Here is a 21,069-nt window from a genome sequence, read left to right on the forward strand (position 1 = left end):
GAACGATGCCAGTCTTCGAACTGATCTCGCTCACGCGCGCGATCACGGGCACGTGCAACAGGCAGCGTGCCCTCAAGGCTCCGATGGAACCCTGCGTCGCAATTCTCTCGGAGAGGCGCCGAAGCGGCGTTGGATGGCTACGGTAAAACTCGACGGGTAATTGTAGCCGACCGCATAAGCGATTTCGGTAATCGGAACCTCGTGACGGTTCAGCATCGCAAGTGCATGCTGCATCCTGAGTTCGCTGACGAAATTGAAAACAGTCTGCCCCGTCAGTCGGCTGAAATTGGAGCAAAGGCCGGTACGGCTAAGCCCCACCTCGCGTGCGAGATCGTCGAGCGATGGCGGCGCTACATAGTGTTCGCGCAACAGATCCTTTGCCTTGTTGACGGCCCGACCAATGAATGCGGAAGGCTGCACCAAGCCGATATTATCTTCCTCTTCCAGCGTTCCGAAGGTGTGGCAAAGGATCTCGACAGCCTTGGAACGAATGAAAAGCCACCGGTTTCGCCCGGTCAGGGAACAGTTTTGCAAATCTTCCAAGCAACGGAGCAGCGCCGGGCCACAGTTCAACTGCTTCGCCACCCTGTGAGTCAACTCATTTGCGAGAAAGGCCCTGATCGTCGCCGGCAGCTGCTCGTCGCACGGATAGAGGCGCTGCAGCGCATCGCGATGGACGATGATCTGCACGGCCATATGGTGCCCGACTGAAACAAATTTCGCGGGAGGAATATTCGGCGGCTCGATGATCACCCCGGCGCTTCGCCCGCGGATATCGAGCATTTCATCCTGCGACGGCAGATACTCGCCATCGCCGTCGAGGGCGACGCGTATCCGCAAGACATCGGGGGTAGAAATGGCGCAGGCGAGCGGCTCGGAAAGGTTTATGTCGCTGACTACCACGAAGAAGCCGTCGGACAGTCCGCAGAACTCGGACGTCCCGCTGACAAGCGAATTCGCCATGATCATGCGATAGTGGCAGGGTTCGCCGAGCGGCAGATATCGGTCGATAGGGACGATCGGTTCCACCCGAGCCCGCTCTAGCGCATAGGCTTGAACGGGGAAAACCGCCGCAATCCGCTGAAAGGGTGTCGGCGCGGTTTTTTCCGATAACCACGGCTTGATCGCGGTACCGCTGCCTGCGGCTTGCGTCGCCGATCGGCCACCAACCATATGCAGCATGTCGCACTCCACCGATTGCATTCGACCCGATATCAAAACAGTTATGTACGTAATCGAAAGCGCGCGGTCAAACTGACGATTATGCCGTCGTCATTGAGTTCCCTGGGGAGCCAAACTCGCCACAGAACAAAAATGGGGGAAGTGATGGACCGATGGATGTGCGCGTTACTGACAAGCGCTGCGATGCTTCCCGCCGGGGCTTATGCTCAAACAACCGGGCAAGCTGACTCGGGGGTGGACCAGGAACAAGCAAGCGACATCATCGTGACGGCGCAGCGATACCAGCAGCGGCTTCAGGATGTCCCGATCTCCATCAGCGTGATCGGTTCCAAGGAACTCGGCGCCCGCGCGGTCGCCGAACTCAAGGACCTGCAATATTCGGTGCCCGGGTTTTCGACCTTCGAATATGGCGTGGGCCGCCAATTCGTGCAGATGCGCGGCATCTCGAACACGATCGGGTCTTCGACCGTCGGCATCTATCTCGATGAAACCCCATTGGGCCTCGATACGCAGGGAGAGGTCCTCAACGTCCGCCTGCTCGATCTCGAACGGGTCGAAGTGTTGCGCGGGCCGCAGGCGACGCTCTATGGCCAGGGTTCGATGGGCGGAACGATCCGCTACATCCCGGCCGCGCCCAGGCTCGATGCGGTGAGCGGATCGGTTGAGGGCGAATATTCGTCCACGCGGGGCGGCGAGAGCGGTGGGAGGGTGGTCGGCGTTCTGAACCTGCCGCTCGCGACCGACAAAGCGGGCTTGCGGCTCGTCGCCGGCTATGAACGGATCGGCGGGTTCATCGACAATGTCGATACCGGCGAGAAGAATATCAACCAGGCCGATATCTACACGCTGCGAGCCAACCTGCTCGCCCAGCCCACCGACCGGCTGAGTCTGTCGCTGCTCGGCCTTTACCAAAGATCGGAGCAGGACAATCAGGATTTCGGCGTCGGCTACCGGACATCGGCGTTGGTCCCCACGCCGATCAAGGACCGCTACACGCTGATCCAGGCGAAGCTGAGCTACGATCTCGATTTCGCCGAACTGAGCGTCTCGGGCAGCTATATCGACCGGCACAACGAGATCCAGTTCGACTTGTCGCCATTTTATGTGCCTGCACTACCGCTGCTCGGCATTCCGCCCGGGTTCATCGACCGCATCGCCTACCCGGCCGAAACCGACTATAAAATCTACAGCGGCGAAGTGCGGCTGGCCTCGCAAAGCGCCGGGCCGTTGGGCTGGCAATTCGGCGGCACCTACCGCGATTTGAAGTCCGCCCAGCTTTCAGAAACCAACACGGCTCCCGGCACGCTGCCCTTTGCGATCCTCGATTTCGACCAGTTCAACCGGAACAAATCCTATGCGCTCTATGGCGAATTAAACTATGCCTTTACCCCCAGGCTCAAGGCGACCGCGGGTCTGCGCTATTTCAGCGATCGCAAGCGACAGATCACCGACAGCTCCAGTTTCGGCGTATCGACGCTCGACGTGAACAAGGGTCGTTTTGAAACGGTCAATCCGCGCTTCAACCTGAGCTATGAATTCACCCCCGATTCGATGGTATTTGCAAACGTCGCCAAGGGCTTCCGCAGCGGTGGTTTCAATACCACCTCTGCCGGCGGCGGCGTGTTTACCATTCCGCCTTCCTATGATCCCGACCAGATCTGGACCTATGAACTGGGCACCAAGCATCAATTGTTCAGCAACAAGCTGATCCTCGACGCCAGCGTCTACCGCAGTGTATGGTCGAAGGTTCAGTCCTATACCTTCGCCCCCGGCAGCGCGATCCAGATCGTCACCAACTCGGGCAAGGTTTCGGGCTGGGGCGTCGATCTTTCGGCAACCGCGCGGCCGACCCGTTCACTGACGCTCAGCGCGACCTACGGCTGGAACAATCTGGCGTTCGACACGGCAACCGGCGACAAGGGCAAGGGCGACCCGATCGACGGCGCGGTGCGCGAATCCTGGTCGGCCTCGGCCGATTTCCGTCCGACCCTGACCGATACCATCACCGGCATCTTCCGCATCGACTATCAGCATGCCGGCAAGGGACAAATCACCCTGCGGAACTTCGCCCCGCCCACGATTGTCGCACGCCCCGGCCGCGATCTGGTCAACCTTCGGATCGGGGCATCGATCGGACAGGTCGAAGTCGCGCTGTTTGCGAACAATCTGTTTGACGAGAATGTCCCGAACATCATCGGCCCGTTCGGCGTGATCAACGAGAATGTCGAGCAGCGCCCGCGCGTGATCGGCATCGGCACCAGCATCAAGTTCTGACGCCGCCGAAGACAGGACAATAGCTAATCGGCTCCGGCGATTCCTTGGAATCGCCGGGCCTCGATTCGGAAATGGAAGTAGATGAAGCACATCGAACAATCTCGTGAGAGCAAGCCCGCAGCAACCCCGGAATCATCATCGCTCGAACGGTTCAGACCTCACCCCCTGCCGGCCGCATCGATGTTTCCCCGCACGCATTATTTCGAGATCGATTCGGAAACGGCAGGCGCCCGCTATGCCGTTTGGGTCACTACGCCGATCAGCTATGAAAAGGACCCCGATCGCCGCTTCCCCGCGATCTATTCGCCCGATGGCAATCGAAATGCGCCGCTGGCCGCGAGCCTTTGCGATCTCAATGAATGGGATCTGATGGATATGTTCGAACCGACAATCCAGATTTGCGTCGGCTATACCGACGAAGACGCTGGCCGCGCGCTGGCCGTCCGCGCGCGTGACCTGCTGCCGCCGGCCGAGGCCCTTCCCCACGGCATGGTCGACGATATGCGGAAAGTCGTCGACAGCGGAGTGCTCAACCGGGAGGGGATCGAACTTTATATCCAAAATCTGCAGAACCCTGCGGGCGACCGCTTCCTGGCCTTCCTTACCGAGGAACTCCATCCTTTCATCATTCAGAATTTCCGCGTCGAGATCAACAGCCTGGGCCTGTTCGGCCATTCCTATGGCGGCCTTTTCGCCACCTATGCGGCGCTTCAGGACAAGACGATCTTCCGGAACTTCGGCGCCAGCAGTCCCGGCATTCTCATCGAGCGATCGGTGATCTTCCAATTATATGCCAACGCCGCGGCGAGTGGCGGTTTGTCGGACCGCAATCTCCACATGACGGTCGCCACGCGCGAGGTCACCGATCCGGGGACCTACCAGTCGATGGTTGCCGGTGGCACGGTCGAGTTCATGCGGCTGGCTGGCACGACGCCGCTCAAGGGTTTGAATTTCTCCAGCCGGCTCTTCGATGATGAAACCCACATCACGGTCAAACCATCCGCGATGCACAATTTCCTTCGGACATTCTATCTGAGGCATGCCTGATCCGGCCGGGGCGGCAAGGCATCCCGAAGGGTGAACAGATGACAATACCCCTGATATCCGTGACAATCGTCAACCACCTCGGCGCCGACATCGCCGCCGAACCCGGTGCCGTCTGGGCCGATATCGTCGATATGTTTGTCGAGGCCCGGCAATGGCGGACCGAAGGTTATGCGATCGAGCCGGTCGACGATCCTGCAGCGGTCTTGGGTGGCTACCATATGCAGATAGAGCAAGATGGCGTCGCGGCCGATCAGCGGATCGTCCACATCACCGAACGCGACGAGACCGCGCGCCGGCTAAGCCTATTCGTCGAATTCCTGTCTGTTCCAAGCGTGCTTGTTTACGCCACCTATCATGCACAGGCGGCGCCGTGCGGCGCGCGCTATATGATCGATTGCCATACGCAGATGGGCATCGAACGGCCGATGAACCGCAGCAGAGCGGCTGTCGCGACCGCGATCGACGGCTTGAGCAACCATTTCGAGACGCATCTCAACGGTTATCTCGGCAGGGTGAAGGCGCGCCTCGAAACCCTATCCTCGCAACCATCGCCGGAATAAAAGCTGGAGAAATTCATGACCCGATTTGATTTCACGCCCTCCACCGCCTCGGACGCCGGCTTTGCGACCGAACCGCTGCAGGAACTGCGCCTGTTTTTGCAGACCGTGGTGGGGAACGGCAATCTTCCGGGCGCCGTGATCCTTCTCGCGCGCGGCAACAAGCTAGTGTTACATGAGGCCATCGGCCAGAGCGACATCGACCAACCCACGCCGCTTCGCACCGACGCGATCTTTCGCCTCTATTCGATGACCAAGCCTTTTACCGCGGTCGCAATGCTCCTTCTCTACGAGGAAGGGAAGTGGCGCTTCGACGATCCGCTCTCGAAGCATCTTCCCGAGTTCAAGGGACTCACTCAGCAGGCCGGCAGCCTTGCCTGGCGCGAGCCGGTGCTCTGCGACCTATTCACCCACAGCAGCGGCCATGGCCTCGGCCACACGATGGAAGAGATCATGGCGACGGTCAGCAAGATCGACACCTTCGGAGCGAGCTCGCTGACCGACCTCATCGGTCGTTACGCGCAGGTGCCGCTGCGATATGAACCTGGAACGCGCTTCGAATATAGCATCGCCATGGACCTTCAGGCATCTATCATCGAACGGATCACGGGCCTTCGCTACGATTGCTTCCTGGTGGAGCGGGTCTTCGGCCCGCTGGGGATGACCGATACCGGCTTTGCGCTGACCCATGCGCAGAATGCGCGGCTTGTCCCCGGCTATGCGATGGACGCCGAAACGCAGCGGCTGCGGCCAGGCGATGCGCTGGAAATGCAGGAAATCACCTTCCCGCTGGGTGGCAGTTCCTTCCGCTCGACCGCAATCGACTATGCCCGTTTCGCCCGCATGCTGCTCAATCGGGGAAGTCTTGGCGACACGAGCATATTGAAGCCCGAAAGCGTCGACCTGATGCTGACCAACATGCTGTCAAACGATTTCCTCGCGAACGATTACAACACGCTCCACTATGTCGTCGGGGGCGGCAACGGCCACGGCATGAACGGAATGGTCTGCATCGACCCGGCCAAGGCGGGACGTCCGGTCGGCGAGGGGACTTATGAATGGGCGGGCGCCCATGGCACCTGGTTCTGGGCCGATCCGGAAAACGACATCGTCTTCGTCGGCATGACCCACCGCGCCATGCCGCATCCTGAAATCGCGCCGCTCAGCATCCTGTCTCAGGATCTGGTGTACCGCGCGTTTCGAAACTGAAGGCCATGACCTTGCAGCACAATCACCGCCTGGCCGCCTTGCGTGCCCAACTGGATCGGATCGGACTGGACGGCTTAATCATCGCCACGGGCGACGAGCATATCACCGAGTTTCCGGCACCTTATTCGCGGCGGCTCGCCTGGCTGACCGGTTTTACCGGATCGACCGCCAGCATCGCGGTGCTGGCCGACAAGGCCGCGATCTTCGTCGATGTTCGCTATACCGGGTCGGTTCGCACCCAGGTGGATGGCGCGGACTGGTCCTATCAGGATGTGCCGCAGACCAGCGTCGGCGCTTGGCTCGCCGACCATGCGCCAGGCCGGCGGATCGGCTATGATCCCAGGCTCTATACCCGATCAGCGCTCGCCGCGATTGGCGAGAAGGTGATGGGCACGGCCGAACTGGTGCCACTGTCCGTCAATCCTATCGACACGCTCTGGAGCGACCAGCCCGCGCGCCCGACCAGCCCGGCCTTCGTCCAGCCGATCGAGCTGGCAGGCAAGAGTTCGGCGGACAAGCGGAGGGATGTCAGCGAATGGCTCGCCTCGATCGAGGCCGATGCCTGCGTGCTGGTCGCGCTCGATTCGATTGCTTGGCTGTTCAATATCCGCGCGAGCGACGTCGACATCGTCCCGCTCAACTATAGTTTCGCGATCTGCCACCGCGACGGCACCGCCGACCTGTTCGTCGATCCGCGCAAGATAGACGAGACTGTGCGCCAGCATCTGGGCAACAGCGTCAGGTTGAAACCTTATGACGACTTTTACACAGCGCTGGAGGCCATGCCGGGCAAGCTCGTCTCGGTCGATCCCAATCTGACGCCGGTGGCGATCTACGCGGCGCTGAAAAAGGGGAACGCCGTAATTCGCGCCGATCGCGATCCGGCCGTGCTGTCCAAGGCGGTCAAGAATCCGGTCGAGATCGAAGGCATGAAGCAGGCGCATATCCGCGATGGTGCTGCACTAACTCGCTTCCTCCACTGGTTCTCAATCGAAGCGCCCAAGGGAAAGCTCACCGAATCGTCGGCGGCCGCCCGGCTCAACGAGTACCGGCGCCAGACCTATCGATATCATAGCTTATCGTTCGAACCGATCTCGGCCGCCGACGGCAATGCGGCGATTCCTCATTACTGGCCGACGCCCGAAACCGACGCTCCGATCTGTCCAGACAGTATCTATCTGGTCGATTCCGGTGGCCAGTATCTGGACGGAACCACCGACGTGACCCGAACGGTTGCAGTCGGCCAGCCGCGCGCCGAGGTCAGGGATCGGTTCACCCGCGTGCTGCAGGGCTATATTGCACTTCAGACTATAATTTTCCCAACCGGTACGGTCGGTAGCCGGCTCGATGTAATCGCGCGCATTGCGCTCTGGGCGGGCGGTGTCGATTGCAGCCATGGTATCGGCCATGGCGTCGGCCATTTTCTCAACGTTCATGAAGGGCCAGCCTATTTCGGGCCATTCGCCAGACCAGGTGAAGCCGCGATTGAAGCCGGCATGATATTGTCGAACGAACCAGGATTCTACAAGGCAGGTGATTATGGCATCCGCATTGAGAATCTGATGGTCGCGGTCGAACGATCAGTCGAAGGCAGTGACAATAGGATGCTGGGTTTTGAGGCCATCACCATGGCGCCCATCGACCGCAACTTGATCAACGTCGATATGTTGAGCGACGCCGAAATCGATTGGCTGGACGGCTACCACGCCCGCGTTTTCAAATTGCTGAGCCCGCTGATGTCGGCCGAGGAGCAAGCTTGGCTGGAAAGGGAGACGTCTTCCGTCCGTTAAAAGGAAAATGCCGATGTCGACAATTGGCCGTTAGGTGTCGGTCCGCTTGTAAGACCGAAATGAGAGAAGCAGACATTGTCGCGAGCCCCACTGAGACATGAGGTAAAAGAGGGATCGATAGTTCAGGTGCCAACGCGAGCCCGTAGAGGGGCGATCCTCCACATGATGCTCCAGCACAGAAGAGCCCATCCGCCGCCGAATGCGCAACCGGCGAGGACGTCGCTCGGCCAATGAACGCCGAGATACAGACGTGAAATGCCGATCGACACCACGAGCAATCCCGCCGCTCCGGCAACATAGATGCGGCTCGACCGGCTCGGCGCCAATCCGGCAGCGAGAACGGCAATGGACAAATAGACGATAGCGGAATTCGCCGCGTGACCGCTCGGGAAGCTCGCACTTCCATAAGAAGCTCAATGCTCGACGACGGTCGGCCGTGCCCATCCAAACCAGGCCTTCAGCAAGCTCATCACGAGCGCTCCCGATGCGCATTGGGCGACGAGGAACGGGGCGAGTGGTCCCCGCTTGAGCGTCGTCAGCAAGCCAGCGGAAAAGAGGACAACCAGCGTCAGGGTGGTGACGTCGCCCAGCGCGGTCAGATCGAGCATCGCCGCCCGCATGGCACCGCTTTCGCCGAACAAGGCCGCACCCAATGCAGTCCAAGGGTATCATAGGCATTGAGCTCGCCTTCGGCGACTTCCGACGCGAGCTTGAAGATACCGAGCGCGACGAGCGCCGCGAGCGCCATCGCCGCCGTGACAAGTATATCCGGCCGACGCGCCAGCAATCGCTCCGACGTCAGCAGTTTCAGGAGCTTCTTCAATTTCGCGCCTCTCGCAACATGAGACTTCCAAAGGTCGGCCTGTCCTTCAATAGGAGGCGCGCGCGTCAGAATCCGGCTCGAATGCCCAATCGTATCGTCAGCGGCCGCAGCGGCGTGATCTGTTTGCCGGCGGCGACGGTAAACGGATTGCCATAGGAGAAGGTGTTGCCACTCGCATTGAGAAGGTTGGTGGCGTTGAGCGAAAGGGCCCAGCCTTTCGCTGCGACGAGCGCGGCGGACAGATCGACCTGCGTCGTTTCGCCATGGTCGAGTATGAGCGGCGCGGTAGTGCCGAGGCTAGACGCCCCGATCAAGCGCACGGTTCCGTCGAGCTTGAAAGTCAAATCGGCGGACAGCCGGCTCTCCCACGCGGCACTTACGCGCGCGCTGGTCCGCGCGATATTCGGCAGCGGTCGCTCGTCAGCCTCCTCGAGCCCCTCTGCGGGATTCGTCAGCGCGCTGCGATTGAGGAACAGCGCGCCGTCGAAAGACAGATGATCGGTCGCACGCCAGCGGCCGTTAATCTCCGCGCCATAAACCTTACCGCGGCCGATGTTTTGGGTAAAGGGCAGCCCGTCTGTCCCGATCAGGTCGGCCTGGATGCTGGTCCAGATCGAATAAAAGGTCGTGATACCGCCCGAGAAACGGGGCGTTGCCATGTTGGCTTCGCTCCCGAACCTCATCCCGAGTTCCGCGGTGTGGATCGAGTCCGAATCGAACCGCTGCGCGGTGTTGATCTGTCCGCCCGTGATCGCGATGCCGCCGCTCCGAAATCCGCTTTGATAGCGAAGGAAGGTCAGAAGTTCGGGGTTCGGTTTCCACGACAGGGCCGCGGTAGGGAGCAAACGGACCTGCCGGCGCTTCGGTTCGAAATCCTCACTGGCGGCGCCCATCAATTCGCCGATCGTCTCGGCGAAGACGACCCGCCCGCCGAGCGTTCCCGACAGGCGCGGCGCGATCCGCTGCGTCGCCTCGCCGAAGAGGGCAATCTCCGTCTTCCGATTGCGCAGCCGCGCCAGCGTGACGAGTGCGTCGAGCGGACCGAGACGGCGGTCGATGCGATCAATGTTACGGACGAGGCTGACACCCGCCACCCAGCTGTTACCCGACGGCCCGCGGCGCGAGAGGCGCGTTTCGTGGGTAAGCAAGCGAATCGTCTCATGCCCCTCGAACATCTGCACCCCGGGATTGCCGCCATATCCGGTCGCATCGAAGGCATCCGAGAGATCATGGTCGACGATCCCCGTCGACGAGATGAGCTTAAGGTCGCCCCAGCCCTTCGCGACTTCGACTCCCGCCGCCTTGAAGTCATTGTCGTGCGGCTGGGCAAAGTTGGCGGCATGCGTGCGGCGCGGCTGGTCGGTTTCGGCATATTGGCCGTCGCGCGTGTCGATATTCTGGAGCAGCGCGTTGAGATCTATCGTCCAATTGTCGCCGGGCTCGATCCGCAGGTTCGCACGTGCACCATCGATACGCGTCCGGTTGGTATTCTGCGTATCCAAGGTGCTGTTATCGATATATCCGCCCTCAACCTGCTTATAGCCGACGACCCGAAGCGCGACACGGTCGACGAGGATCGGAATATTGACCATTCCTTCCATGTCATATCCGGGTTCCGCACCGCGGGTCAGCGACCGGCCGACGGCCGCCGAGGTATGAAAGCCGCCAGGGTCCGCCATTTTGGGCACGATGCGAATGATGCCGCCGAGCGCGCCTGCACCATAGAGCGTGCCTTGCGGGCCTTCGATCACTTCGATGCGGTCGATGTCATAGAGGCGGAGGTCGGGCTCGGGCGCATTATAGGTAAGCCGAAGGTCGCCGAGATAGATCCCCACCGTCGACTGCGTCGGTCCGGAAAAGCTGCTGTCGGCGATGCCGCGCACGAACAATTTATTGCGGCCCGGCCCGAGGTGGGTCGAAGTCAAGGTCGGAATGCGTGCGACGAAGGCGCCGGTACCCTGGCTTTCGCTGACACCGAGGCTGCCAACCGACTCGATATGGGCGGTACCTGGATAACTGTCGAGCGCCTGACCCTGCTTCGTCGCGGTGACGACGATTTCGGTGGGCGGCGGCATCGGCGCTTCCGCGCGCGGCGCTTCGCGAGCCGGCTGTGGAGCCGCGACGGGCTTCGGCTTTGGGCGCGGCTGCGGCGCCGGAACGATGCGAACCGTCTCCGCATCGACAATCTGATAGGTGAAGCCGGTGCCCCGCAGCATCATCGTGAGCGCCTGTGCAATCGTCATCCGGCCGCGAACAGGCTTGCTGCGCGCGCCCGCAAGGCGCTGGTCGATCCCGCCGATCGAAATCTGCGTCTGATTGCCAAGCGCGATCAGTGCATTGTCGAGGCGCTGGGCCGGGATATTGAAGTTGCGGCTTTCCGCCGCCGCCGCCGGGTTCGCGGCAGCGATGGCGATGGCCGTAGCCGGAAGAAAGCGGTTCCAGGTCACCGGATCAGCGCGTCAATTGCCATCCTTTGGCACTATGGCGGGCATGAACGCCAAGCAAGGACTCCAGTTGCCGGAAGAGCCTCGCTTCGTCGCGATCAACCCGAATAACGCCCGAAAAGCGCCGACTCGCAAGATCCGGCGACACGGTCACCGGTGTGCCGAGCGAACGCGAAAGATCGAGCGCGATCATGGCGAGCGACGCATCGTGATAGCTCAGCCTTCCTTGGCGCCACCCGCCGACCGAGGCCGGATCGATCGCCGTCACGACCGCCGCGGATTTCCCGCGCTGGACGCGGAGCTGCTTTCCGGCCGCAACCGTCACGGCCCGGGCGCCGGGATCATATTGGACACTACCCTCGGATACGCCGACCTCCAGACCGTTCGCCGACTGCCGCACGTTAAAGATCGTGCCGAGGTCGCGAAGCGTCCCGTCTCCGGTTTCGACGACAAATGGACGGGCGCTGTCATGCTTGATCGTGAAGATCGCCTCGCCGGTGTCGAGGCGCGCGAAACGCTCGGCCTTCCGGTCGATCCGAATCGTTGTGCCTCCGTTGAGAGCGATCGTCGATCCGTCGCCAAGAGCGATTTCGCGCGTTTCGCCGGGATTCGTCATAATCACTTCCATCCCCGGCGACCGCAGCAGAAACGGCGACAAGAACAATGCGAGGACGAGACTGGCGGCGACGGAGAGGAACGCCGTGCGTCTAAACCAGGGGCGGACACCGGGCTCATTGTCATTGGTGGCGCGCCGCGTGTCTTTTTCCGCGACCGGGGTTTCGGCGAGTTCGTCCGACAGGCGATCGTCGGCGAGCGCCACCGCGTCATAGGCATCGGCGTGCGCCGGATCAGCCTCCATCCAGGCGGTGAACTCGGCCCACAGCGCGCCATCGGCCATCGGACCTTGCAGCCGCACGTGCCATGCAATGGCCTCGTCCATGACGTTACCGGTCCCCATCATCGATTCCTTCCGCCACTTGACGTTGCGGCGCGTCGATATCCACATCCAGCTGCTGCTTGAGCTCCAGAACCGCGCGGTACCCCCGTTGCAAATGCTTTTCGACCGCGCTCACGCTGATGCCCATTTCCGCAGCGAGTTGCTTCTGCGGAGTGCCGTCGATCCGGACCGCCCTGAAGGCAAAAGCTGTGCGTTCGGGCAAAGCGTCGAGCACAGCATCGACCCGCCTGAGCTGATCACGTGCCACGAGCGCGCGCTCGGCCGATGGCTGCGCGTCGCGCGGCGCGGCAATGCTTCCATCGATGTGCCCCTTCGTCCATTCCTGTTCCCGCGTGCTGCGACGCTGCGCCGAACGGCGCCGGTCCAGGACCAGATTTTCGGCGGTTCGATAGAGATAGGCAAGCGGCTCGGCGATCAGGCTCGCGTCGATATCGGCGAGCTTCAGCCAAAGGTCCTGCAGAATGTCTTCGCCATCGCCGTCGCCGCGGAGACGAACGCGCAGATAGCGCGACAAGGCCGGCCGGTTGGCCATGAATATCGCTTCGAGCCCATTGGCTTCGGTCATCGAACGCTGCGCACTTTCATCTTCGCCTGCGGGGCAAGCCATGGTGTCTGCCCTATATGGCGCGAAGATGAAAGGCGCGAGGCTGCGCGAAGATAGCAAAGCAAGCGGCGCATTCATGGATTTTGCCCCGTCGCTCGCCACAGGGCGAAGCCGAGCAGGGTCGCGGCGACCACCGCCTGCAACAAGGCATGATAACCGGCGCCTACGAGACCGGCGGCGTGGGTAAACAGGGGCAGCAACGACATGAGGCCCAGCCCGGCTATGGCATTGGCAGTCACCGACAAGCCGGGGCGCCCGACGGCGATCAGCGCCGCACTGGTCGGCGGTCCCGTCATCGCGACCACGCGGGCCAAAGTAAGCCAGACCATGATCACGGCGGCCCCTGCGAAGGCTTGTCCGCCGATCAGCACCGCGATCTCTCGCGAGAAGAAGGCAAGAAGGACGAGAAGCGGTAGCGCCGTGGCAAGAGCAATGCCGATACAGCGAGCAAGCGCATGCCGGATTGCGCCGCCACCCCCGCCTCCGGAGGCCAGGCGGGCAAGCTCGGCATAGGCGGCTTGCCCCAGCATTTGCGCGGGCTGCGAAATGACAATCGTCGCACGGTGTGCGATCGAATACAGGCCCGCCGCCGTCGGCCCGAGCATCGCGCCGACGATGAGCGGTGTCAGCCGGCCCGTAACATCGCCGAGCATGATGTCGGCATTTGCGGTCAGCATGAAGCGGCCGAGCCCCACATGTTCGCGCCGCGCGTCCGCTATGGCGCCGAGTAAAGGCTGATCGAGCAGGTGACGGCGCGCCAGATAGATGGCCGCTATCCAGAGCGACGCTCCCTCGACAATCGCCGCGACAAGCCATGCGACGAGAAAGGCCGTCAGTCCCAGATCGAAGGCGATGATGATCAGGGTGCCGAGCAGCCGCATTATGGGGGTCACGATATTGTGCAATGCGAGGAGGTCGAAGCGCCGCAATATCTGCAGATAGCCGCCCGGGGTCGCACGCACCGTCGCCAGCACGGCAAAACAATAAGGCACGGCCAAAGCCTGTGCTTCCGCCGACCATCCGAGCAGCGGGCCGACGAGCGGCACCGCCAGCGCTGCGACGATCACCGCGGCGGCGCCCGCCGCAAGTTCGATCGCGCCCGTAAAGCGCAGCAGCCGGATCAACTTGGCATGATCGCTTTCCGCGGGCTGGACGCCGTAGCGGACGATCGCGTGCCAACCCGGGAAGGCGACGAGACCGCCGACGAGCATCGCGAAATAATTGACGAGCACCAGTACGCCATATTGCTCGGGCCCGAGGATGCGTGCGGCGGCGACAACATAGACCAGGCTGATCAATCCGGCCGCCGCCTTGCCGCCAAGCAGCAGCCCGAGATTCTGGTATATCCGGCGAACCGGTCCCGGCCGCGCCTTCGCTTCAGTGAGCAAGGCGGCTATCGGCGGACACGCCCTCGGCCTTGGCACCGCTGGCCAGACACGCGATCGCGCGCGCGGCGCGAACCGAAGACGGCTCGGAAGTCAGGTCGAAGGTATGATCGAATAGCCGTCGTTGTACCGAGCGATAATGAGCCGGATGATCCGCCACGGCTTGCTGAAGAGCATGATCGAGATCGCGCGCGTCCCGGATCACCGGCCCCGACTGCCAATGCGCGAAATTGGGATCCCGATCGGGGTCGATGCCGTGGCTGTTGAGGAAGAGGCAAGGCCGCGGCGATTTGAGAAACTCGTAGATCTGGCTGCTGACGTCGCCGAGGTAGATGTCCGCCCCATTGGTATAGCTCATATCGGTCAGCGCGGTGCTGCCGAGATCGATATGGATATTCGGGGCAGCGGCATAGCGGGCATGCAGTTTTCCGGGCAGGCCGAACCGAAGCTTGTCGATCGTTACCGCCATCGGCCGCTCGAACATCATGATGTGCGGCGCGAAAATCAGATTGTAGCGATCGCTGGCAAGGAAATAGTCCAGCACCGCCCGGCCCTGCTTGTACCAGGACGAAAGATGCGGCGAGACATGCGGATTGTAGAGAACGATCGGCCTGTTACTGCCACGAAACTTGATCGGCCGCCCCTGCCCGGCCGCGATATCGAACTTGGGATAGCCGGTAATCGTCAACCGCTCGGGCCGCACCCCCGCCTCGCGGGTCAGCCGGTCGCGGATCTTCGGGCCTGCTGCCAATATATGGTCGAACAGCGCCGCGGACTTGCCGAAGCCGATCGCCCGGTCCCCCGCGCCATGATCGGTCAGGACCATGCGGAGCGATGAAAGTCCGTAGCGGGTCTTGAGAATGAGCGAGGTTCGCTCGGTCACGACGAGCAGGTCAAGCGACCGGAAAAACGCAAGATTGTCACGGTATATCAGCAATTTCGCTGCAGGGAGGACGCGTCCCAGCATGGCGTCGAGGCTTCGCGACGCGGCCGAACGCAGTGCCAGTGCAACGAAGCGGATGCCTGCGGGCTCGGTGCCGCCCATCAAGCGGACGGCCTCGCGTGCCAGCAGATCGTTGGTGGTCGCGACGATGATTTCCGCCCCCATAGCCGAACGCGCCAGCGCCATCGCCACAGGCAGGCTGTGCGCCATTTGGTGAATCTGGTCATGGTTGAAAAGAAAGGCGATCCGCATGGGAGGAACGACGCCGCGGCAGCGCACTATCCGCAGCAGTGCGGAAAAAAATTCTGGCGACGTCCTACCTGCGGAGGAACTCGCCCATGCCATCATCCCGTCCGCTCTCGATCTTCGATCTCGACCGCACCTTGACCCGCTACGGCACCTGGTCACCGTTCCTGCTTTTTGCCGCACGGCGCCGCGCACCATGGCGGCTCGCCTTCGCTCCGCTCGTGCTGGTGTTGATGGCCGCGTACAAGGCCCGCCTGCTATCGCGAAAACGGCTCAAGCAGGCCATGCAGCGACTCATGCTCGGGAGCGCGATCGATCTCGATAGTTTGACCTGTCTCGCCGGCGCCTATGCTGAGGAGAGTCTTGCGCGGAATATCCATCCCGGTGCCATCGCGAGCATCGCCGCCGAGCGGGCAGCCGGACGGCGTATCGTGATCGCCTCGGCCGCGCATCTTTTCTATCTTGAGGCGATCGCCGAGCGGCTCGGCGTCGCCGATGTCGTGGGAACCGCGTCGATATGGCACGGGCGCAATCTCACCCCGCAAATCGCCGGCGAGAATTGCTACGGCAAGGACAAGCGGCTCATGCTCGAACGCTGGCTCGCGGGTCAGGAGATCGATCGCGCGGATGTACATATTCGATTCTTTTCCGATGACCTTTCGGATCTTCCAACCTTCGAATGGGCGGATGAGGCGGTGGCGGTCAATTCATCGCAGAAGCTGCTTCAGCTGGCCTTGCGGCGCGGCTGGACGATCTACGACTGGCGCCAGCCCCGTTCAGCGCGCGCCGGGAACCGGACGATCGGGCGGACTGCGCTAGGCTGACGGCGCTTCAGCTGCGGCAGTTAGTTCCGTGTCGCGAAGCGCAGCAGATTCCACCAGACGGGTGCATGTGGCAGCCATCGAAAACCGCTTTCGCGCGATGCGCCATCCTGCCGGGCACGCGGCTGACGCAATCGACCGTGCACCCCGCCGCCAGCTCCGGTCATCGGCCCGCAGATGCCATCGCCGGCCTGTCGGCGGGCAGGCGCATCATCAACCGGTCGAGCTGCAACCCGCGCGTCAGATAGCGCGCGGGTTGGCTCGCCCACACCAGCATCGCTTCGATCGTGCCTGGGCCGCGGAGACTCTGGAGACGCAGCAGCGCGCTGGCGACGCAGCCAAAGCCGAAAAGGACCGCCAGCTGAAGGAGGGGCGCCAGCGCATGCGCGCTGTCCTCGATTGCGACGATCGTCTGGACGAAACCGACGATCAGCAGGATGCCGACGCCAAGCCCAAGCGCCGAGGTCGATCGTTTGGGCGGAATCCCCAGCGTGAAGCCGAAGAAGGGAATGAGGACCACAAAGGCGGCCGTCACAAGCCGGCTTCCGAGCGCCGCCCGCGCCGCTATGCGCTCGGACGCCGACGGAGCGCGAGCGGCGACGCGCCACAAGGCGCCAAGCATCAGCCGGTCGTTTCGATGACGAGGCGTCAGGCGCGAGGGCTTCGCCGCGACCAATTCTATGGGCATTGCCATCGTCCGAAACGATGCGAGTTCAGGATGGCCGCTCGAACCGGTCGTGACGACATGGCCGTCAAAAAGTTGCAGCAAGACGCCCTTCTGCCCGCCGTTGATCACCACAGCTTCGCGCGCCGCGACCGTAAGGCCGCGGTTCTGGACAAAGAGCCCGCTAAAGACACCCGTGCCGCGGTCGACCGAGTCGACATGGAACATCGTCCCGGGGCGCGGAAGAAGAAACTCGCCCGGCGAGATCGAAAGGCCCAGATTGCCGAGCGCGATCGAGGCGCCGAGAGCATCGAGCCGTTGTTCACCGGCCGGTTCGACATAGGCCCGAAGGCCGGCATGGAACAACGCCACCGCAAGCCCGAACAAAAGCGGCACGCGCAGGAGACGGCCGGGGGACAGTCCTATCGAGGCGAATATGTCGAGTTCGCCTTGAAGCGCGAAACTGCGGAACACGACCGCGACCGACAGGAGCACCGCAATAAGAAGGCCGATCCCGAGATATTCGGGGACGAGGTAGAGCATCAGCTTGACCAGCACGGCGACGGGCTGTTCGACATTGTCGAGCAGCGTCATGAGCCGGCGGCTGTTCTCGAGCGTGAGCAACAGAATGATGATGATACTGACCGCCGCGAAGGGACGAGCGAGCCTCCGCGCGATATAGAGGTCGATCGCGGACATTAGGCAGCCCTGCGCGCAGGCGCGGCGAAAGCGCGATAACGCGTAAACAGAGCCGCGAAATGATCGTCGATAAGCGGCACGGCAGCTGCGCGCGTCGCAGCCGCAGCGGCGACCTGTTCGCGATTGCGCGACAGAAGCTCCGTGATCGCCCGCGCCGCCGCCGCCGCATCGCCAGCTCGATAAAGCACGCCATTGTCGTCCCCCACGAAGTCGGCGGCGCCCCCCTCGTCGGGGACGATCAGCGGAAGACCCGATGCCGCAGCCTCCGCTGCGACAAGCCCGAACGTCTCGGCTTCGCAGCCGTGGACCAGGGCATCGGCGCTCGCCAGGACCTTTGCCAGCAGGGCCCGATCGGCGATCGGCGCGAGGAGATGGACATGCGGATTGTCGCCGATCTGCCGGACGAGGCGCGACCGGTCACGGCCGTCGCCCACGAGAATCAGCCCGACCGGGCGATCCTGCGATGCGGCAAGGCAGGCGTCGATCACGAGCGGCCAGCGCTTTTCGCCGCTATGGCGACCGACCCCGATCAACAAGCTCGCGTTTTCGGGAAGCGCACACCGCGCGAGAAGGTCGCGGCGCAATCCGCTATCGCGGTGCGCGGGCGAAAAGACACCGGGATCGACGCCCATCGGAATCGTCTCCACCCCGGCTACACCGCCTGCCCGCAATCGCGCCGAAAGATGACGGTTCGCGCTGACGACGCCATCGAAACGCGCACCGAGCCGCCGCAGATGGCGCCAGAAGAGGTCGAAGCGCCTGTCGATCATCTCGCGGCTCCCGAAACGGGCGAACCAACGATAGGCATATGCCGCCAGCGGGTCGGCGTGCATGATCAAGGTGCGGGGTGCATTTCCCTGCCAGTCAGCGACGATGGTGGCGGTCCGCCATGGCGATGAGGCTTCGACCAGATCGGGGCGCTCGGCATCCAGCCGCGCATGGACGGCCATTGCGTCGTCGAAGTAGCGGTAGCGCCGGTCGACGAGCAGTTGCGGGTTCGCGATGTAGACGATCGTGCCGCCGCCCGGTCGCCGCTCGACATGATCGTGCGAGCCCGGCGCGATGACGACGATCTCATGGCCCATTGCGGCGCCAACCGCGAGCTTTCGGTCGACATAGGTTTTTACCCCGCCGCCATACGGCGTGTAGAAAGCGCAGACGTCGACGATCTTCATTTGCGTTCCAGCGGTCTATATTTGAGCCCGCTCAGATAGTTCATCACAACCTCGGTCCGCGCCGGGCCCGTGCCGACCACCACCGATGCGGCAAATGCCTTGGGTTTCGACCAGCCAAGCTTCGGATTGCCACCGAACCCCAGCCCCTCGGACAATTTGTCCCATTTCAGATTATGATTGCGGTCGTGGAGGACCGACAGGCTGTAACGACCAGGTCCGGGAACCCGCAGGCAGAGCGTGACGGGACCCGAAGGCGGCAGATCCAGATCGACACGGCGAAACAGCTTCTTCGCGTTGATCAGGACCGCGTCGTCGGCAAGGAAATCACTGTCGTTGACGGGATAAAGCTCGGCGCGCACCATGCCCTTGCGATCCTTGAGGCCGGCCACCGCGACGATGAGTGCGGGCCCCGGCTCATTTTGCCGGCATGCCGCCTCCGCCTTGCCGAGCGAGGGGTCGGGTTTGACAGGAGCCGCTGCGATGAGCAGCAGGGCCATCGCCGTTGCAGCCCTCATGACCGGTGCGCCGCCGCGAGCTCGGCCAAGGTCAGTACCGCGCCGAGGACGAGGTGCACGAGCAGGATCAACCCGGCGATCATTGCGATCAGCGGCCCGATCGCGCCGTCATGGCCGATCAGGAAGAGCGCGACACTGGCGAAGACCAGATCCTTGTTCGGGACGAAAGGCAGGCGCGTGACCACCAGTTGCAGGGTGGCGAGAACAAGCAGCCAGCCGGTGGACACGGAGGGCAGCGCACTGCGCCACATCACACCCGAAAGCAATGTGGTGAGCAGCAGCCGGCCGGTGTGCACGGCGAAGATCATCCACAGCTCGGAGCGGGACAGCGAGAAGATGCGATGGCGGAAGGCGAGCAGAAGGAATGACAGGCCGATGATGACGGCGGCCGATAGCGCCACGGTGCGACCGTGCAATTCAGGGGCGACCTCTCCCAATACCGGCCAGGCAAGGGCGAGCATCGCCAGGGTCATGAGATTGCCGGCAACCGCCGAGAGGATGCTGACATCCTTGATCGCGCCAAAGGGCGCGGCCGCCATCTTGGCGCGATGCCGCGCCCAGCTGTAGAAATAGGCCTCGCCGCTGTAACCGAACAAAATCTCGTTGCTGACGAGCTTGCGCAGCAGGGCAAAGAAACCCGCGCGCGGGATATTCCAGAGCCGTTTGAAAATGATCCATTCTGACGCCGGCAGAGCCAGATAATAAGCGACGAAGGCCATCCAGAAGATCGGCGACGCCGGAATACCCCTGAAGAGCTCCGCAAAGCCGATGCTCGCGAGCTTCGAGGCGAGCGCCGCAAGGAGGGCAAGCGACAGCCCGAGGGCGATATATTTTTGCCAGGGATGTTGATCTTGAAGGAGGGGGCGAAGGCGCCCCGCCCATGTCGCCTGCGTTTCACCCAATGCTCGAGAAGCCATCAATCACCTTTTGGCAGCGGTTCCTGAGGGACTGACGCCAACCCATCGGCAAATCCGCACCACCGATTCAGGAAAATCGGCCGGGCAGAAGCTCGGCGTAGGCCGAAGGCCGGTGCGTCCGCGCAAAGGCCGAGAGCGCGCGGGCGATTTCCCGCAGAAGCCGCGGCGAGTCGACATCGTGCGGATGGACGGCGAGGCGGACCGTCGACGCGCGGGCGAGCAGCCCCGTCGCGAGACGCGACCAAAGGATCGAGCTCGCGATGCGTGCCCGCGAGCGGCTGGCGTATGTGACGACCGGGCCGCGCGCGAGCACCGCCGAAGTCTGCGGATTCCAGACGCGGAAATGATCTTCGATCATCAGGACGTTCTGCGCCGCGAGCGCGGCGAGGCTGTCCTCGCCATAGAGCCAGGCCGGAGCGACGAAACCTGCGATCGGCCGTCCGGTCAGCTGCTCGATCATGTCGCGGCCTTCGGCAATCCGCGCTTCGGCATCGAGCGTCGAGAGGCCCAGGAACTCACCCTCGCCGGCGGTCATGCGCGATGCCTTCCAGCGCGCAGCGGCACCAGCATGGTCGCTCTCGTCGATATGGGTAAAGCCGTGCAGGAATATCTCGCAGCCAGCGTCGGCCCACCCACGCAGGCGCCTCTCGAACTGCGGGTCTCCGGTCAGCCGTCCCCGCCGGTGAAAATCGGGAACGACGAGAAGCGCGTAGCGCCCTGCCCCCACGGCCGCTTCGACGATCGGGACAAGCCGGTCGAGACGCGCGGCGTGAACCGGCGTGACATCGTGGATCGACGCAAGGAGGCGGCGCACGG

The 21,069-nt window shown here is 62.7% G+C and carries 20 protein-coding genes; 6 read left to right on the forward strand and 14 right to left on the reverse strand.

What is annotated here, in order from left to right:
* Positions 1-72 precede the first annotated feature (72 nt).
* Entirely contained in the window at positions 73-1,182 is a 1,110-nt protein-coding gene (locus tag FHR22_RS10835; RefSeq protein ID WP_166941926.1) for a helix-turn-helix transcriptional regulator, read from the reverse strand.
* Between the two features lie 234 nt (positions 1,183-1,416).
* Between FHR22_RS10835 and FHR22_RS10840 the strand changes: the two genes are divergently transcribed.
* The 5 genes from FHR22_RS10840 (at position 1,417) to FHR22_RS10860 (ending at position 8,059) form a co-directional block, all read left to right on the forward strand.
* Entirely contained in the window at positions 1,417-3,456 is a 2,040-nt protein-coding gene (locus FHR22_RS10840; RefSeq protein WP_166941928.1) for a TonB-dependent receptor domain-containing protein, read from the forward strand.
* 180 nt (positions 3,457-3,636) lie between these two features.
* A complete protein-coding gene (locus FHR22_RS10845; RefSeq protein ID WP_166941930.1) occupies positions 3,637-4,503 on the forward strand; it encodes an alpha/beta hydrolase in 867 nt (288 codons plus the stop codon).
* Positions 4,504-4,541: 38 nt separating this feature from the next.
* Positions 4,542-5,063: a hypothetical protein gene (locus FHR22_RS10850; protein ID WP_166941932.1), complete on the forward strand. Its 522-nt coding sequence runs from the start codon at positions 4,542-4,544 to the stop codon at positions 5,061-5,063.
* Positions 5,064-5,078: 15 nt separating this feature from the next.
* Positions 5,079-6,269 (forward strand): serine hydrolase domain-containing protein, encoded by a 1,191-nt coding sequence (locus FHR22_RS10855; protein WP_166941934.1) that lies wholly within the window; start codon positions 5,079-5,081, stop codon positions 6,267-6,269.
* Between the two features lie 5 nt (positions 6,270-6,274).
* A complete protein-coding gene (locus tag FHR22_RS10860) occupies positions 6,275-8,059 on the forward strand; it encodes an aminopeptidase P family protein (protein WP_166941936.1) in 1,785 nt (594 codons plus the stop codon).
* 122 nt (positions 8,060-8,181) lie between these two features.
* On the opposite strand, the gene FHR22_RS22765 is transcribed toward FHR22_RS10860, so the two are convergent.
* From FHR22_RS22765 to FHR22_RS10900, 8 genes are all read right to left on the reverse strand, one after another.
* Entirely contained in the window at positions 8,182-8,412 is a 231-nt protein-coding gene (locus tag FHR22_RS22765) for a phosphatase PAP2 family protein (protein ID WP_425057439.1), read from the reverse strand.
* A 60-nt stretch (positions 8,413-8,472) separates the two neighbouring features.
* Complete coding sequence (locus tag FHR22_RS10870; protein ID WP_166941938.1) at positions 8,473-8,667, reverse strand: phosphatase PAP2 family protein; 195 nt, start codon at positions 8,665-8,667, stop codon at positions 8,473-8,475.
* Positions 8,655-8,882, reverse strand: a complete 228-nt coding sequence (locus FHR22_RS10875) for a hypothetical protein (RefSeq protein ID WP_166941939.1) — start codon at positions 8,880-8,882, stop codon at positions 8,655-8,657. Before FHR22_RS10875 ends, FHR22_RS10870 begins: the two co-directional genes overlap by 13 nt.
* Positions 8,883-8,947: 65 nt before the next feature.
* On the reverse strand, positions 8,948-11,329 hold the full coding sequence (locus tag FHR22_RS10880; protein WP_166941940.1) for a TonB-dependent receptor domain-containing protein: 2,382 nt from the start codon (positions 11,327-11,329) through the stop codon (positions 8,948-8,950).
* 4 nt (positions 11,330-11,333) lie between these two features.
* Positions 11,334-12,284, reverse strand: a complete 951-nt coding sequence (locus FHR22_RS10885; protein WP_208417618.1) for a FecR family protein — start codon at positions 12,282-12,284, stop codon at positions 11,334-11,336.
* Positions 12,271-12,849 carry an RNA polymerase sigma factor gene (locus tag FHR22_RS10890; RefSeq protein WP_166941942.1) on the reverse strand — a complete coding sequence of 193 codons (579 nt, stop codon included), beginning with the start codon at positions 12,847-12,849 and terminating at the stop codon, positions 12,271-12,273. Before FHR22_RS10890 ends, FHR22_RS10885 begins: the two co-directional genes overlap by 14 nt.
* 113 nt (positions 12,850-12,962) lie before the next feature.
* Positions 12,963-14,276: a lipopolysaccharide biosynthesis protein gene (locus tag FHR22_RS10895; protein WP_243853646.1), complete on the reverse strand. Its 1,314-nt coding sequence runs from the start codon at positions 14,274-14,276 to the stop codon at positions 12,963-12,965.
* Complete coding sequence (locus tag FHR22_RS10900) at positions 14,266-15,468, reverse strand: hypothetical protein (RefSeq protein ID WP_166941943.1); 1,203 nt, start codon at positions 15,466-15,468, stop codon at positions 14,266-14,268. Before FHR22_RS10900 ends, FHR22_RS10895 begins: the two co-directional genes overlap by 11 nt.
* Before the next feature lie 38 nt (positions 15,469-15,506).
* Here FHR22_RS10900 and FHR22_RS10905 point away from each other — a divergent pair, with 38 nt between their 5' ends.
* On the forward strand, positions 15,507-16,286 hold the full coding sequence (locus FHR22_RS10905) for an HAD family hydrolase (protein ID WP_341786605.1): 780 nt from the start codon (positions 15,507-15,509) through the stop codon (positions 16,284-16,286).
* A 160-nt stretch (positions 16,287-16,446) separates the two neighbouring features.
* Here FHR22_RS10905 and FHR22_RS10910 read toward each other — a convergent pair whose 3' ends face one another.
* From FHR22_RS10910 to FHR22_RS10930, 5 genes are all read right to left on the reverse strand, one after another.
* Positions 16,447-17,646, reverse strand: a complete 1,200-nt coding sequence (locus tag FHR22_RS10910; RefSeq protein ID WP_166941945.1) for an LptF/LptG family permease — start codon at positions 17,644-17,646, stop codon at positions 16,447-16,449.
* Positions 17,646-18,821 (reverse strand): glycosyltransferase, encoded by a 1,176-nt coding sequence (locus FHR22_RS10915; protein WP_166941947.1) that lies wholly within the window; start codon positions 18,819-18,821, stop codon positions 17,646-17,648. The genes FHR22_RS10910 and FHR22_RS10915 overlap by 1 nt, the downstream gene beginning before the upstream one ends.
* A complete protein-coding gene (locus FHR22_RS10920) occupies positions 18,818-19,318 on the reverse strand; it encodes a DUF2141 domain-containing protein (protein ID WP_243853647.1) in 501 nt (166 codons plus the stop codon). Before FHR22_RS10920 ends, FHR22_RS10915 begins: the two co-directional genes overlap by 4 nt.
* Positions 19,319-19,332: 14 nt before the next feature.
* The gene (locus FHR22_RS10925) at positions 19,333-20,253 is read right to left on the reverse strand and encodes a hypothetical protein (RefSeq protein WP_243853648.1); all 921 of its coding nucleotides are present in this window, start codon (positions 20,251-20,253) and stop codon (positions 19,333-19,335) included.
* A 67-nt stretch (positions 20,254-20,320) separates the two neighbouring features.
* The gene (locus tag FHR22_RS10930) at positions 20,321-21,067 is read right to left on the reverse strand and encodes a DUF2334 domain-containing protein (protein WP_166941951.1); all 747 of its coding nucleotides are present in this window, start codon (positions 21,065-21,067) and stop codon (positions 20,321-20,323) included.
* Positions 21,068-21,069 lie beyond the last annotated feature (2 nt).

The organism is Sphingopyxis panaciterrae, assembly GCF_011762125.1.
Lineage (GTDB): Bacteria > Pseudomonadota > Alphaproteobacteria > Sphingomonadales > Sphingomonadaceae > Sphingopyxis > Sphingopyxis panaciterrae.

Coding starts and splice junctions, on each gene's coding strand:
- FHR22_RS10835 (WP_166941926.1), bottom strand. CDS start 1,182: ATGCTGCATATGGTTGGTGGCCGATCGGCGACGCAAGCCGCAGGCAGC.
- FHR22_RS10890 (WP_166941942.1), bottom strand. CDS start 12,849: ATGACCGAAGCCAATGGGCTCGAAGCGATATTCATGGCCAACCGGCCG.
- FHR22_RS10900 (WP_166941943.1), bottom strand. CDS start 15,468: ATGCGGATCGCCTTTCTTTTCAACCATGACCAGATTCACCAAATGGCG.
- FHR22_RS10860 (WP_166941936.1), top strand. CDS start 6,275: ATGACCTTGCAGCACAATCACCGCCTGGCCGCCTTGCGTGCCCAACTG.
- FHR22_RS10850 (WP_166941932.1), top strand. CDS start 4,542: ATGACAATACCCCTGATATCCGTGACAATCGTCAACCACCTCGGCGCC.
- FHR22_RS10915 (WP_166941947.1), bottom strand. CDS start 18,821: ATGAAGATCGTCGACGTCTGCGCTTTCTACACGCCGTATGGCGGCGGG.
- FHR22_RS10855 (WP_166941934.1), top strand. CDS start 5,079: ATGACCCGATTTGATTTCACGCCCTCCACCGCCTCGGACGCCGGCTTT.
- FHR22_RS10910 (WP_166941945.1), bottom strand. CDS start 17,646: ATGTCCGCGATCGACCTCTATATCGCGCGGAGGCTCGCTCGTCCCTTC.
- FHR22_RS10885 (WP_208417618.1), bottom strand. CDS start 12,284: ATGGGGACCGGTAACGTCATGGACGAGGCCATTGCATGGCACGTGCGG.
- FHR22_RS10925 (WP_243853648.1), bottom strand. CDS start 20,253: ATGGCTTCTCGAGCATTGGGTGAAACGCAGGCGACATGGGCGGGGCGC.
- FHR22_RS10870 (WP_166941938.1), bottom strand. CDS start 8,667: ATGCTCGATCTGACCGCGCTGGGCGACGTCACCACCCTGACGCTGGTT.
- FHR22_RS10920 (WP_243853647.1), bottom strand. CDS start 19,318: ATGGCCCTGCTGCTCATCGCAGCGGCTCCTGTCAAACCCGACCCCTCG.
- FHR22_RS10845 (WP_166941930.1), top strand. CDS start 3,637: ATGTTTCCCCGCACGCATTATTTCGAGATCGATTCGGAAACGGCAGGC.